Source organism: Paracoccus sp. pheM1 (assembly GCF_018499825.1).
Lineage (GTDB): Bacteria > Pseudomonadota > Alphaproteobacteria > Rhodobacterales > Rhodobacteraceae > Paracoccus > Paracoccus versutus.
This window is the reverse complement of record NZ_JAGXCX010000003.1, coordinates 271,317-284,376: the sequence shown is the minus strand read 5'-3', so window position 1 is coordinate 284,376 and position 13,060 is coordinate 271,317. Positions and strand designations below refer to the sequence as shown.

Here is a 13,060-nt window from a genome sequence, read left to right as displayed (position 1 = left end):
CTTCCGCTACATCATGAACAGGCCGGATGAGCGGATGGAGACCGGGCCAATGCCGGTCGCAACCCCTCCCGAGCCGACCCGCTCGGATTGGTCAAACGTCGTCGGCAGGTCTCCTGACTGGCGGGTCACGGCAGGGATGCGGCCTTCCCATGGCACGGGGCCACAGTGGCGTTCTCGCATCCTGCTCGCCGCCTACAGTTGCGGGGGCAGTTCCGGTTCGGGGCCTTGCGACCCCGGCGGATTCCCTTTCAATTCCTTGCGGAAACCGACGCGCTCTCCCTAGCTGCCGGCGCGGGCGCTGGCAAGCGTCAGCATGGGCGCCCGGCCACGGCCTGCCTGCGGGCGCCTAGCCCTCCTCGAAGCTGAAGATCGCCAGGCTGCGCTCGCGTTCGTTGACGCGCAGCCGGCGGTTGATCGGGGCATGGGCGCGGGCCGAGCAATCCGGCCGCTCGCAGAGATAGCAGTTCAGCCCGATGTCCACCGGCCGGATGCGGTCCAGGTCGATGCCGTCGGCATAGACCAGCCGCGGCGCATAGGCCACGTCGCAGCCCAGCCCGATCGCCAGCCGTTGCGCCGGTGCGCCATGGGTGCCGCCGGCCCGCGCCACCGTGCGCGCGATCGAGAAATAGCTGGCGCCCTCGGGCATGCGGATCACCTGGGTCTGCACCCGGTCCGGCGTCTCGAAGGCGGCGTGGATGTTCCACAACGGGCAGGTGCCGCCGAAGCGCGAGAACGGGAACCGCCCGGCGCTGAAGCGTTTCGAGATGTTCCCGGCCCGGTCCACCCGCACGAAGAAGAACGGGATGCCCCGCGCCTCGGGGCGTTGCAGCGTCGACATGCGATGCGCGGTCTGCTCGAAACTGGCGCCGAAGCGGTGGCCCAGCAGCTCGACGTCGTAGCGCGCCGATTCGCAGGCGGCGAGAAAGCGGGCATAGGGCATCATCAGCGCCGCCGCGAAGTAATTCGCCAGGCTCACCCGCATCAGCGCGACGGCAGGCGGGTCGGCCAGCCCCGCCTCGTCGACCAGCCGGGCGATCAGCGGTTCCTGCTCCAGCCGGGCCAGCAGCACGCCGATCTGGAAGCGGCGGCTGGATTGCGCCAGCAGTTCCGACAGCATCAGCTCGCGCCGGTGCGGGTCGAAGCGGCGCAGCTGCTCGCCCATGACCGGGGCGGGCAGGATGCGCACAGCGATGCCATGCGCGGCCAGCCGGCCGGTCAGGGCCATATGCGGCTCGTTGCGGTGCAGCGCCAGCTCCTCGGCCAGCGCCTCGGCGGCGCGGTCCAGCGCATCGACATGGTTGCGCCGGGCATAGAACCAGCCGCGCACCGCATCGACCGGGCGCGATGTGCCGGCCAGCGCCTCGACCTTGTCGCGGTCGGTCAGCGGGTTGTCGTCGGCCTGCGGCCGCAGCAGCGCCTGGCGGTGGCTGTCGTGCAGCCGCACGAAGGCCGCCGCGATCCGCGGCGAGGCTTGCAGCACCGCCTCGATCTCGGCGCGGGACGGCGCGCCTGCCTCCAGCGCCGGATCCTTCAGCGCCGCGGCGAAATCCGCCGCAAGCTGCGCGTCGGTCGAGGGCGCAAGCTCGGCGATGTTCATGTCATAGACCTCGGCCAGCCGCATCAGGAAGCGCGCCGAGGCCGGGCGCTGGTCGGATTCGATCAGCGTGACATAGCTGGCCGAGACGCCCAGCTCGGCCGCCATCTGCGCCTGGGTCAGCCCCAGCGACTGGCGCAGCACGCGCAGGCGCTGGCCGATGATCAGTTTCTCGCCTCGGGCCATGTGACAAACCTTACAAGTTCTGCGGCTGCACGGTGACAAGACTGACCGCAACACCCGTTGTTTTCAAAGCAATAATGCACATGCAGCATGACATTACTACTGTGACATTACGCCGTGAATCACAGGAGGCCGCCATGCCGCTCGACCGCAATGCCCCACCGCTTCCGCCCGTCGTCCTGCGCGCCGTGCCGGGCGCGGATCATGTCCTGACCCCCGAGGCGCTGGGTTTCGTCGCCGCATTGCAGGCCCGCTTCGGCCTGCGGCTGCATGCGCTGATGGTCGCCCGCGCCCGTCGGCAGGAGCGCATCGACCGGGGCGAGTTGCCCGACTACCTGCCGCAGACGCGCGAGATCCGGCAGGGCATCTGGCAGGCCGCCCCCGTCCCGCCCGCGCTGGAGGATCGCCGGGTCGAGATCACCGGCCCGGTGGATCGCAAGATGATGATCAACGCGCTGAACTCGGGCGCGCGCGTCTTCATGGCCGATTTCGAGGATGCGACCGCGCCCAGCTTTGCCAATGTCATCGCCGGGCAGGCGAACCTGATCGACTATCGCGACGGCACGCTGGAGCACCAGGCGAATGGCAAGAGCTATCGCGTCGGCCCCAACCCGGCGCTGCTGGTCGTCCGCCCGCGCGGGCTGCACCTGCCCGAGGCGAATGTGCTGATCGGCGGCCAGCCGGTCTCGGCGGCACTGTTCGATTTCGGCCTGTCGCTTTATCATTGCGGACGGGCGCTGGCCGCGACCGGGCGCGGGCCGTTCTATTACCTGCCCAAGCTGGAAGCCCATGGCGAGGCGCGGTTCTGGAACGAGGTCTTTGCCTTTGCCCAGGACCGCATGGGGCTGGCGCAGGGCACGATCAAGGCCACGGTGCTGATCGAAACCCTGCCCGCCGCCTTCGAGATGGACGAGATCGTCTGGGAGCTGCGCGACCATATCGCCGGGCTGAACTGCGGCCGCTGGGACTATATCTTCAGCTATATCAAGACCCTGCGCAGCCATGCCGCCTATGTGCTGCCCGACCGGGCGCAGGTCGGGATGGAGGACGCCTTCCTGGCCGCCTATGCCGCCCGCGTGGTCAAGGTCTGCCACCGCCGCGGCATCCATGCCATGGGCGGCATGTCGGCGGCGATCCCCGTCCGGGGCGATGCCGAGGCGAACGAGGCCGCCTTTGCCCGCGTCCGCGCCGACAAGCAGCGCGAGGTCGGCATGGGCTTCGACGGCTGTTGGGTCGCGCATCCCGACCTGGTGCCGGTGGCGCAGGCGGTCTTCGACGCCGCCATGCCCGGTCCGAACCAGATCCGCAAGCCGCGCCAGCAATGGCGGATCGAGCCCGCCATGCTGCTGAAACCGCATCAGGGCCGGATCACCGAGGCGGGCGTGCGGCTGAACATCCAGGTCGCCGTCGAATACCTGGCGCAATGGCTGTCCGGCCGCGGGGCGGTGCCGATCCAGAACATGATGGAGGATGCCGCCACCGCCGAGATCAGCCGCGCCCAGCTGTGGCAATGGCTGCGCCACGGCGCCCCGGTCGCGCTGGAGGGCGGCGGGGAGCGCCGGCTGACCGCCGAATGGCTGGGCGAGTTGATGCAGGCCGAGATCGTGCGCATCCTCGACCGGCTCGGCCCGAACGGGTTCCATCGCGGCCATTACGCCTCGGCCGCGCGCATCGTGCAAGAGGCGGCCACGGCCGAGACCCTGCCCGATTTCATCACCCTGCCGGCCTATGACCTGCTGAACGCGCTGGACTGAGGGGCCCGATGGACATCATCCGCACGCTTTCCCCCTTTGGCGGACCGCTTCCCCCCGGATGCCCCGCCTTGCCGCAAGCCGCGGCTGCCGATCCCCGAACCGACCCTGCTGAAAGGAAGCATCATGAGCAGAAAGACTTTTTCGGAAATCCATGCCGAGGTGTCGTCCCGCTACCCCTCCGGTCAAACGCCGGGTGGCGTTTCGGTCGATGACATCGTGCAGCTGCGGCTGCAGAACACCTATGACACGCATCTGGACATCGCCCGCGGCATGGCCGGGGTCATGCGCGCCGACATGGCGGCCTATGACGCCGACCCCGGCAAGTTCACCCAGTCGCTGGGCTGCTGGTCGGGCTTTCACGCCCAGCAGATGATCAAGGCGGTCAAGCGCCTGCGCGGCACGGCCAGGGGCACCTATGTCTACCTGTCGGGCTGGATGGTCGCGGGCCTGCGCAACCGCTGGGGCCATCTGCCCGACCAGTCCATGCATGAAAAGACCGCCGTGGCCGACCTGATCCAGGAGATCTACGTCTCGCTGCGCCAGGCCGACGAGGTGGCGCTGAACGACCTGTTCAAGGCGCTGAAAGCCGCCACGACCGAGGCGGAGCGGCAGCAGGCCATCGCGGCGATCGACGGTTTCGAATCCCATGTCGTGCCGATCATCGCCGATATCGACGCGGGCTTCGGCAACGAACACGCCACCTATCTGCTGGCCAAGGAACTGATCAAGGCCGGCGCCTGCTGCCTGCAGATCGAGAACCAGGTCTCGGACGCCAAGCAATGCGGCCACCAGGACGGCAAGGTCACGGTCCCGCGCGAGGATTTCATCGAAAAGCTGCGCGCCTGCCGCCTGGCCTTCGAGGAACTGGGCGTGGACGATGGCGTCATCGTCGCCCGCACCGACAGCCTGGGCGCCGGGCTGACGCAGAAGGTGCCGGTCAGCCAGCGGCCGGGAGACCTGGCCTCGGACTATATCAAATGGCTGAAGGTCGAGCCGATCACCGAAGCGAACCCGATCCGCGAGGGCGAGCTGGCGCTTTACCAGAACGGCGCCTTCGTCAAGCCGGCGCGGCTGCCGAACGGGCTTTTCCCCTTCCGCGAGGGCACGGGGCGGCAGCGGGTGATCGAGGATTGCATCGCCAGCCTGACCCAGGGCGGCGCCGACCTGTTGTGGATCGAGACCGACACGCCCAACGTGGACGAGATTGCCGGCATGGTGGCCGAGATCCGCAAGGCGGTGCCGAACGCCAAGCTGACCTATAACAACTCGCCCAGCTTCAACTGGACGCTGAACCTGCGCAAGCAGGTGCGGGCGCAATGGCTGGCCGAGGGCAGCATTGCCGAGGCCGACTACCCGGACGGCAACGAATTGATGAAGCCCGATTTCGACGATACCGACCTGGGCCGCGAGGCCGACGCCCGGTTGCAGCGCTTCCAGACCGACATCTCGGCCCGCGCGGGCGTGTTCCACAACCTGATCACGCTGCCGACCTTCCACCTGACCGCCAAGTCGGTGGACGAACTCAGCCGCGGCTATTTCGGCGAGGAAAAGATGCTGGCCTATGTCAGGACCGTGCAGCGCCAGGAGATCCGCCGCGGCATCTCGGCGGTCAGGCACCAGCACGAGGTCGGCTCGGACCTGGGCGACAGCTTCAAGGAGATGGTCGCGGGCGAGCGCGCGCTGAAGGCGGGCGGCCATGCCAATACCATGAACCAGTTCGCCGCCGAATAGGCCGGATCAGGCCGGAGCCGCCTGCCTTCGGTGGATTCGCTCATCGGCCCCGGCCTGCTTGCGCCGCCCCTGGTCCTTCGGGGGCGGCGCTTTTACCGTGCCGCCCGGCACGCCCTTGTTCAGATCAATGCCCAGTTGCCGCTGGCCGCCGCGGCGGCGAAGACCACGAGGTTCGCTGCCGCATGCGCCCATACCGCGTCGGTCAGCCTGCCGCGGCGCCTGTAGACCAGGGCAAAGGCCAGCCCGGCGACGAAGGCCGCCGCGCCGCTGTCATGGAGCAGCGCGAAGGCGGCCGAGGACATCAGCACGGCGCCTGCCTGCCCGGCCGGGCCGGGCAGCTTCAGCAGGTGGCCCAGCAGATAGCCCCGGAAGGCCGCCTCTTCGATCAGGGGCACCAGCAGCACGGTGCCGGCCAGGCGCAGCACGATCCAGCTTGCCGCCGCAAGCCCCAGCCCGGCGAAGGGCGGCGGGGGCGCCTCGCCCCCCGCGGCGACGCCGGCGGCAATCCACATGACGCCGACCGCGACGCCGACCTGCAGAGGCAGCGGATCGACGCGCCAGTCGAGCCCGGCCCAGACCGGAAGGAACAGGACCAGCCCCGCGCACATCGCCGGCACCCGGTAGGGATAGGCCGCTTCGGGATTGGTGAAGAATGTCGATACGAAAAGACCCGAGAGCAGCAATACCACCAGCGGCACCAGCATCGCGCTGACCGGATCGTGCCGGAAGGCGGCCGTCCTTGCGCCAAAGGCCGGGCCGGCCTTTTCGCCCCGCCACAGCGCCGGCACCAGATGCGCCGCGCCGACCATCCCGATGCTGAGCAAGGTGAACAGCAGCCAGCCCGCATAGCTGTGAAAGGCATTGACCGCGAGGTCGGGCGATATGCGCGCCCCGATCCAGATCAGGACCGCGATGCGCAGCACGTTCAGGCCGAAACTGGCCAGCAGCCCGATCGGCAGCAGCACCAGGGCCAGAGGCAGGCGCAGGCGCCGCCGCTCGAGCGCGATGAAGCCGGCCATCACCAGGGTGATGAGCGCAAAGCCTTGCATCCCCGAGCATGGGTCGCCCACGCGGATGAGGAAATCGTCAAAGCCGATCACCATCTCGTTCGGGGCGGCCGCGACCCTTCCCGGCAGCAGGGCAAGCAGGCGCAGCACCAGCTCGAATGTGGCGGCGGTCAGGGGCGGCCAGCCCCAGGTGCCGTTGAAAAGCCCGGTCAGTTCCGGCGAGAGCAGCGCGATCCCCATGGCCGCCCACAGCCAGGGGCCGCCCCGGCGAAGCACCGAAAGCCAGCAGGCGATGGGCGCGGTCCCGGCCAGCGCCGCCGCAACCGAAACGGCGGCGCCCGCCGCAAGGGCCAGGGCAAGCGGCGCCAGGCTGGCGGTCATGTCGCCCCAAAGCGCCGGCAGCAGCATGATCGCCAGCCCCGCCAGCATGGCGGCCGTCGCGGCGCCGGGCGACAGGCGGCCCGCACCGCTGCCGCCCGCGCCCAGGAAGCCGAAAAGCTGGGGCCGCGCGGTCATCGCCAGCCCGGTAAGCAGGGCCAGGGCAAGCAGCCGTCCCAGCCCCTCGCGCAGCGCGAGGCAAGCTTGCGGCGTCTGGAAATCTGTGCATTCGATCTCGACGAGGAACTGGTAGCAGAAGGCGACGATCAGCAGCTCGCCCAGCAGCAGGGCGGCGAAAAGGCCGAGCCTGCGCCAGCCGCTTGCAAGGAACGGCGCTTTCGGCGCAGGCGCTCCCGCCTGCCCATGATCTGGCCCGGCGCCGCCAACCGCCGCCGGGTCCGAGGGGTCGGCGCTGTCGGTCACGGGTTGACCGAGCGCCGGCGCCACTCCCAAAGCAGAAGCGCGACGATCACCGCGATCATCAGGACCGACGCGCCCGCGAACAGGTCGATCTCGGGGACGCTGTGGGGCGCGGTGGGGCTTGTCGGATGGGCGGGGCCGCCATGGCTTTCCGACGGATCGGCCAGCGCGAGGTGGGTGCCGGCGGCGGACAGGGTCAGCAGGACCAAAAGCGCAACATAGAACATCGAAACGGACCCAAATACCTAGGAAACGCGACAGCCGGACAAGAGCGTCGTTGACCAAGAATTCATCATGCAAGGAAAAGGGGCAACCTGTCAGAATCGCCAGGTTTCCGCTGTTCTGCCGGCCTGTTTCGGGTCAGGGCGGCAGTTCGGGGCGCATTTTCCGCAGGCGCGGCGAGCCTGCGATGGGTTCCGCCTGCGGCGGTGATGCCTTGCGGTGTCGCGGCCGGCCGGAATGATCCGCGGCAAGCGGGTCTCTGCGCTGATTGGGGTTGCCGGGGTGCAGGCGCTCAGTTGCGCAGGGCGGCTGCCGGCGACTGGCGATAGGCCAGCCAGGCCGGCAGCGCCGCCAGCAGCGCCGCGACCGCGGCAAGGATCGCCAGCATCGCGCCGTCCTCGGGCGTGAAGCCGACCGGCAGGCTGAAGCCGCGCTGCATGGCGAAGGCGCGCGACAGCAGGCTGGCGGCCAGGTAGCCGCCGCCATAGCCCAGCAGGATGCCAAGCCCGACCAGCACGGACAGTTCAAGCCAGACGATCCCGAACACCGCCGCCCGCGGCGCGCCAAAGGCCCGCAATGCGCCGATCTGCCGCCGGCGCTGGCCGACATGGATCACCGTCACCATCAGCAGCGCCGCCGCGACCAGAAGCTGCGTCCCGGCCGCGATGACCGCCAGCACCTGCCGGGCATCGCCCAGCGTCGCGTAAAGCCCGGTCAGGACTTCGCCCGGAAAGACCGCAAGCGTCCGGCCGTCCGCGCGATAATCCTGGCGCAGCCGGTAGGCGTCGGCGATGGTCTTGGGCTTGATCAGGATGGCCGGCAGGCCGGGCAGCGCGCCGCGATGCCAGTCCTCGTCCAGGGGCGCGTCGGCATCCATGCCGTGATGTTCATGCGCCTCCTCGTCCTCATGCGCGGTGTCGTGGCCGGCGTGGTCGTGGTCGTGACCGGCTTCAAGGCCCATGCCATGCACATGCCAGACCGCCTGGATCGGCACCAGGATCGCCCGGTCCCAGGGCGTGCCGGTCGGGTTCAGCCGGCCGCTCACCCGATACCGGATGCCTTCGTGTTCGTGCCCGCCCTGTTCGACCTGGCCATGGGTCGGCACCACCGTCTCGCCCGGCTGCAGGGGGACGGCCGAGCCGACGACGGCCTCGCCCTCGGTCCTGAACATCCCGCCCTGGGAAAAGCCGCCCGCGGTGGCCTCGATCAGGGTGGTGGTGGTGCCGACGATCGGGTAGCCGGCATGGAAGTCGCCGAAACCCACCGGCGCGGCCCATTCCACGCGCGGGTCGTCGTTCAACTCGGCCAGCACCTCGCCCGGCATCAGGGGCAGGGCGGCCGGTTGCAGGAAGACCGCCGAAAGCACCAGCTGGGTTTCGCTGCCCGGCGCGCCGACGATCACGTCGAACTTCTCGGCGGCGCGCGCGCTGCCCAGGCGCAGCGCGCGTTCCTGCAAGCTGACGCCGACGCCAAGCGCCACCGCCAGCGCGACCAGCAGGACGATCACCACGGAACCGGCCCAGAGCCGTTTCAGGTCGGCCAGGACAAACCGGATCATGGCCGCACCTCCGCCATGCTGTCGGACTGGACGGTGCCGTCCGCCATGGCGATCCGGCGTGGCAGGCGTGAGATCAGGCGCTGGTCATGGGTGACGACGATCAGCGTCGCCCCGGTCTGCGCGGCCAGTTCCAGCAGCAGGGTGGCGATGACCGCGCCGTTTTCGGGGTCGAGGCTGGCCGTCGGTTCGTCCGCGACGATCACGCCGGGATTGCGCAGCAGCGCGCGCGCGGCCGCGACGCGCTGCATCTCGCCGCGCGACAGGGTCTCGACCGGCTGGTCCGGCCGCGACAGGCCGACGCGGGACAGAAGCGCGGCCGCGCGCGCCCGGATGGCGCCGTCCGCCACGCGCGCCAGCCGGGCGGGCAGCAGCACGTTCTCCAGCGCCGAAAGCCCCGGAAACAGGTGGAAATCCTGCATGACCAGGCCGATATTGGCGCCGCGCCAGCGGTCGCGGCGGCCTTCGGAAAGCTGCGCGATGTCGCATTCGTCCCAGAACACGCGGCCTTGGGTCGGGCGGGCCAGGCCGGTGATGACATTGACCAGGGTGGATTTCCCCGACCCCGAGGGGCCGATCACCGCGACTTGGCTGCCGGCTGCGATGTCCAGCCGCGGGATGTGCAGGACCGGCGCGGGCAGGCCGGGAAACGAGACTTCGGCAGCGTCGAGGTGCAGGCAGGGCATGGTGCGATCTCAGACCGTGGCATAGCGCGCTTCGCGCAGCCGCAGCTGGCTGACGAAGCCGGTTTCGGGGTCGATCCAGGAGCCGCGCTCGAGCCGGCCGACTGCCTCGATCATCTGGTTGGGCTGGGTAAAGGTCTGCCGCCGGTCCAGGTAGACCACGACGATGTTGTCCGGCCAGTCCGCATCGGACGAGCAAAAGGGGCAAAGCGCCATCGGGATCTCGGACAGGACGAAGAACTGCGCCTCGGCCTTCAGCGGCGGGGCCATGAAGCCGCGGATGCCGACCGTCTTGCCGGTCAGCAGCTTGACCTTGTCCGAGAACTCCAGCCCCAGCACGCCGTATGAGGCATAAAGCTCGTCGAAGGTCAGCGCGGGCGCGCGGGCCAGCGCCGGGACCGGGGCGCCCAGGGCCAGCAGCGCCGCCAGCCCGCCCAGGCAGGCGCGGCGGTCGGGACGGAAACGGATCGGGTCTTGGGGACGGGTCATCCTGCATCTCCGGCAAGGAATACGGTTCGGCCTGTCCGGGGCGGAAACCCCGGACAGGCCGCAAGGCTCACTTCTGCACGGTGCCGAGGGCAAAGGCGTCGGCCAGGATCTTGTAGACGTCGGACTGCTCCATATAGCCCTTGAACGCCTCGGCGCCGGGGCCGGCGGCCTGCAGCACGATGTCGTCCACGGCATGGACGGCGGTGTCGTTGTCCTTGGGCAGGTTGCCCTCGCGGAAGACCGCGCCGGGCAGATCCTTGTAGGCTTCGTTGGCGACATATTCGCCGTTCTCGTTCTGCACCGCCGGCTGGAACGGGCCGTCCAGCTTCGGACCCCAGGTCTCGTAATGGTCGGGATAGTTCGAGGCGAAGATCGCGAAGCGCCGGGCCACGTCGACCGAGTCGGGATAGCCGTCGCCATCGGCATCGACATAGTCGGGAAAGCCCGCCTCGTCATAGACGCCGACCTTCTGGCGCATTTCGTCGCCGGGCCGGTTGTCGTCGATGGTGCCGATCAGCGAGACGCCATGGGTATGGTCGCCCGTGACCACGATCAGCGTGTCGGGGTTGGCCTCGGCGAATTCGCGGGCCAGGGCCACGACCTGGTCCAGCTCGATGGTCTCGACCACGGCGCGATCCCAGTCCATCGGGTGGGACATCTTGTCGATCGAGGCGCCCTCGACCATCAGGAAGAAGCCGTCGGGGTTCTTCGACAGCTGGTCCAGCGCCGATTTCGTCATCTCGACCAGGCCGGGCTGGTCGGGGAACTTGTCGACGGTGCCCTTCTTCAGCTGGTTGCGGTCCAGCCAGGTGTCCATGTTGCCGGTGTGGAACAGGCCCAGCAGCTTGCCGGCATTGCTGCCCGCCGCCGCGGCCAGTTCGTCCTTGCTGGTCGCCAGCGCATAGCCGGCATCCTTGAACAGCTGGATATAGTCCTTGTCGTCCTTGCGCTTCGAGCCGGGGATGTCGGCCTTGAGGAAATAGGCCGAGCCGCCGCCCAGGATAACCTCGGGCTGGACGTCGTGGAACATGCCGACGATCTCGGCCTTGTCGGCGCGCTTGCGGGTATGGGCCACGACCGCCGCCGGGGTCGCGTCCTGCAGTTCCGAGGTCGAGACGACGCCGATCGCCTTGTTGGTGGTGCGGCGCAGCGCCTCGGCGATGGTTTCGACCCTGGGGTCGTCCAGGCTGTCCGGGGTGCGGTCGGCATAGACGCCAAGCGCGTTCACGCGGCTCTTGTGGCCGGTCATGTAGGCCGAGGCGGTGTTGGCCGAATCGGTGGCGATGGAATGGGTGGACGAGGTGCCGATGAAGGCCATGTGGTCCAGGTCGTCCATGGCCAGGCGGCCGTTGGCCTTGCCCTCGGTCATGCCCTTGGACATGATCCGCGCCGCGGTGCGATGCGCCACCGACAGGCCGTCGCCCAGGATGAAGATGACGTTCTTCGCCTTGGCGGTCTCGGGGGTCGAATAGACCTCCCAAGTCACCGACTTCATCTCGTTGCCGGCCTTGACCTCGACCGTGTATTGGCCCGGTTCGGCCAGCGCCAGGTCGCGCAGGATCAGGGCCGAGCCGAGGGCCGCGTCGTCCTCGCCCTTTTCCTCGGCCACGAATTCGGCCGGCTTGCCGAAGACCTCGGCATAGGGCTTGCCGTTCACGGTGACGGCCAGGTCGCCTTCGGGATGAACCTCGTCCAGCTCGATCTTGAAATCGAAGGGAGAGTTCACCAGGATCGTCGCCCGGTCGAGCGGATAGATCGTGGCGGCCTGGGCGGCGCCCGTCAGAAAGGTCGTTGCCGCAAGCATCGCAAACAGATTTCGCATGATCGCCTCTTGTGGGTTTCGAAAAAACGGAGGGTCTTCCCGCAAGGGCGGCCTAGTCCCCTTCTGTGGCGCGAACGTGACAGAATGGCTGGGTGGCGGCGCAATCTTCCCGAAAGGGGCGATTTTCAGCAAAATCCCAGCCGTTTCATTATGTTATATCATATCGATTTGGCTGAGCCGGCATGGCCGGAGAACCCGTGGGACTCGGTTTGCACGCGGACGGGTCCGGTGGCGGATGCCGGGCAGGGGCTGCCCCTGCGCCATCGCATCGCGGCAAGTCCGATCCGCAAGGCCATCGGTGCGCAGGATGCATGGATGCCTACGCTGCCGCAGTCCCGTCGGTTCCTGCGGAGAAGGGGGCGGGATGGTCAGCCCGGCAGGGTGACGACGATCGCCCCGCGATCCGTCGCCACCACCGTATGCTCATATTGCACCACCGGGGCAGGGGGCTGGCTGTAGAGCGTCCAGCCGTCATCCCCCTCGGTCGCCCAGAGGCCGCCGGCCGAGAGGAACGGCTCGACGGTCAGCACCAGCCCCTTGTCGATGCGGCGCTTCTCGGTTCGGCTGGGCCAGGTCGGGATGTCCTCGGGGTATTCGTGCAGCGACCGCCCGACGCCATGGCTGGCGAGATTGCGGATCAGCGTATAGCCGCGCCCCGCGGCAAAGCGGCCGATGGCCCTGCCGATGCCGGCAAGCGGCCGGCCGCTGCCGACCTGGGCGATGCCGATCTGCATGGCGCGCCGGCCGTCGCGGCACAGCCGGTCCAGTGCGGGCCGAACGGGCGCAACGCGATATGTCGCCCCGGTATCGGCGAAATAGCCGTTCTTCGAGGCCGAGACGTCGATATTGACCAGGTCTCCCGCCGCGATCACCCGGTCGCCGGGAATGCCATGGGCGATTTCCTCGTTCACGCTGATGCAGGTCGCGCCGGGAAAGCCATAGGTGGACTGCGGTGCCGGGACGGCGCCCTCGCGTTCCAGCAGCGCGCGGCCGATCCCGTCCAGCTCGCCGGTGGTCATGCCGGGTTCCAGCGCCTTCGCCATGGCCTGCATGGTGTTGGCGACGATCCGGCCGATGTCCTTCAGCCCGTCGAGTTCGTCCTGGTTGGTGATCGTCATGCGGTGGTTCCCCTTGAGACGCGGATGGATGGGCCAAGGCCGGCAGGGAAGCGCCGGCATCCCCCGCATCGCCGATGCTACCGGGCTCCGCCGAACCTCGCCAG

Annotated in this window: 10 protein-coding genes and 1 riboswitch; of the genes, 2 read left to right on the top strand and 8 right to left on the bottom strand. The window is 68.8% G+C overall.

The window, feature by feature from the left end:
- Positions 1–85 precede the first annotated feature (85 nt).
- Positions 86–285: riboswitch (cobalamin riboswitch) on the bottom strand.
- 61 nt (positions 286–346) lie between these two features.
- Positions 347–1,780: a helix-turn-helix transcriptional regulator gene (locus KF941_RS24125; protein WP_214274794.1), complete on the bottom strand. Its 1,434-nt coding sequence runs from the start codon at positions 1,778–1,780 to the stop codon at positions 347–349.
- Between the two features lie 134 nt (positions 1,781–1,914).
- Between KF941_RS24125 and aceB the strand changes: the two genes are divergently transcribed.
- Together aceB and KF941_RS24115 are read left to right on the top strand one after the other, a co-directional pair.
- Positions 1,915–3,531: a malate synthase A gene (gene aceB / locus KF941_RS24120; RefSeq protein ID WP_214274793.1), complete on the top strand. Its 1,617-nt coding sequence runs from the start codon at positions 1,915–1,917 to the stop codon at positions 3,529–3,531.
- Between the two features lie 123 nt (positions 3,532–3,654).
- Positions 3,655–5,262, top strand: coding sequence for an isocitrate lyase (locus tag KF941_RS24115; RefSeq protein ID WP_036754501.1), 1,608 nt, complete (start codon positions 3,655–3,657; stop codon positions 5,260–5,262).
- A 119-nt stretch (positions 5,263–5,381) separates the two neighbouring features.
- Here KF941_RS24115 and xrtE read toward each other — a convergent pair whose 3' ends face one another.
- From xrtE to map, 7 genes are all read right to left on the bottom strand, one after another.
- Positions 5,382–7,070 carry an exosortase E/protease, VPEID-CTERM system gene (gene xrtE / locus KF941_RS24110; RefSeq protein ID WP_214274792.1) on the bottom strand — a complete coding sequence of 563 codons (1,689 nt, stop codon included), beginning with the start codon at positions 7,068–7,070 and terminating at the stop codon, positions 5,382–5,384.
- Entirely contained in the window at positions 7,067–7,294 is a 228-nt protein-coding gene (locus tag KF941_RS24105; protein ID WP_036754346.1) for a hypothetical protein, read from the bottom strand. The genes xrtE and KF941_RS24105 overlap by 4 nt, the downstream gene beginning before the upstream one ends.
- Before the next feature lie 287 nt (positions 7,295–7,581).
- The gene (locus KF941_RS24100; RefSeq protein ID WP_214274791.1) at positions 7,582–8,847 is read right to left on the bottom strand and encodes an FtsX-like permease family protein; all 1,266 of its coding nucleotides are present in this window, start codon (positions 8,845–8,847) and stop codon (positions 7,582–7,584) included.
- On the bottom strand, positions 8,844–9,530 hold the full coding sequence (locus tag KF941_RS24095; protein ID WP_214274790.1) for an ABC transporter ATP-binding protein: 687 nt from the start codon (positions 9,528–9,530) through the stop codon (positions 8,844–8,846). Before KF941_RS24095 ends, KF941_RS24100 begins: the two co-directional genes overlap by 4 nt.
- A 9-nt stretch (positions 9,531–9,539) precedes the next feature.
- On the bottom strand, positions 9,540–10,016 hold the full coding sequence (locus KF941_RS24090; RefSeq protein WP_072461265.1) for a hypothetical protein: 477 nt from the start codon (positions 10,014–10,016) through the stop codon (positions 9,540–9,542).
- A gap of 67 nt (positions 10,017–10,083) precedes the next feature.
- Positions 10,084–11,838, bottom strand: a complete 1,755-nt coding sequence (locus KF941_RS24085) for an alkaline phosphatase (protein ID WP_072461266.1) — start codon at positions 11,836–11,838, stop codon at positions 10,084–10,086.
- Positions 11,839–12,206: 368 nt separating this feature from the next.
- The gene (map, locus tag KF941_RS24080) at positions 12,207–12,956 is read right to left on the bottom strand and encodes a type I methionyl aminopeptidase (RefSeq protein WP_214274789.1); all 750 of its coding nucleotides are present in this window, start codon (positions 12,954–12,956) and stop codon (positions 12,207–12,209) included.
- Between the last annotated feature and the right edge of the window lie 104 nt (positions 12,957–13,060).

What these genes read in the sequence shown, in the direction of transcription:
- aceB (WP_214274793.1), top strand. Translation starts at nt 1,915, where the DNA reads ATGCCGCTCGACCGCAATGCCCCACCGCTTCCGCCCGTCGTCCTGCGC.
- map (WP_214274789.1), bottom strand. Translation starts at nt 12,956, where the DNA reads ATGACGATCACCAACCAGGACGAACTCGACGGGCTGAAGGACATCGGC.
- KF941_RS24085 (WP_072461266.1), bottom strand. Translation starts at nt 11,838, where the DNA reads ATGCGAAATCTGTTTGCGATGCTTGCGGCAACGACCTTTCTGACGGGC.
- KF941_RS24115 (WP_036754501.1), top strand. Translation starts at nt 3,655, where the DNA reads ATGAGCAGAAAGACTTTTTCGGAAATCCATGCCGAGGTGTCGTCCCGC.
- KF941_RS24095 (WP_214274790.1), bottom strand. Translation starts at nt 9,530, where the DNA reads ATGCCCTGCCTGCACCTCGACGCTGCCGAAGTCTCGTTTCCCGGCCTG.
- KF941_RS24100 (WP_214274791.1), bottom strand. Translation starts at nt 8,847, where the DNA reads ATGATCCGGTTTGTCCTGGCCGACCTGAAACGGCTCTGGGCCGGTTCC.
- KF941_RS24125 (WP_214274794.1), bottom strand. Translation starts at nt 1,780, where the DNA reads ATGGCCCGAGGCGAGAAACTGATCATCGGCCAGCGCCTGCGCGTGCTG.
- KF941_RS24090 (WP_072461265.1), bottom strand. Translation starts at nt 10,016, where the DNA reads ATGACCCGTCCCCAAGACCCGATCCGTTTCCGTCCCGACCGCCGCGCC.
- KF941_RS24105 (WP_036754346.1), bottom strand. Translation starts at nt 7,294, where the DNA reads ATGTTCTATGTTGCGCTTTTGGTCCTGCTGACCCTGTCCGCCGCCGGC.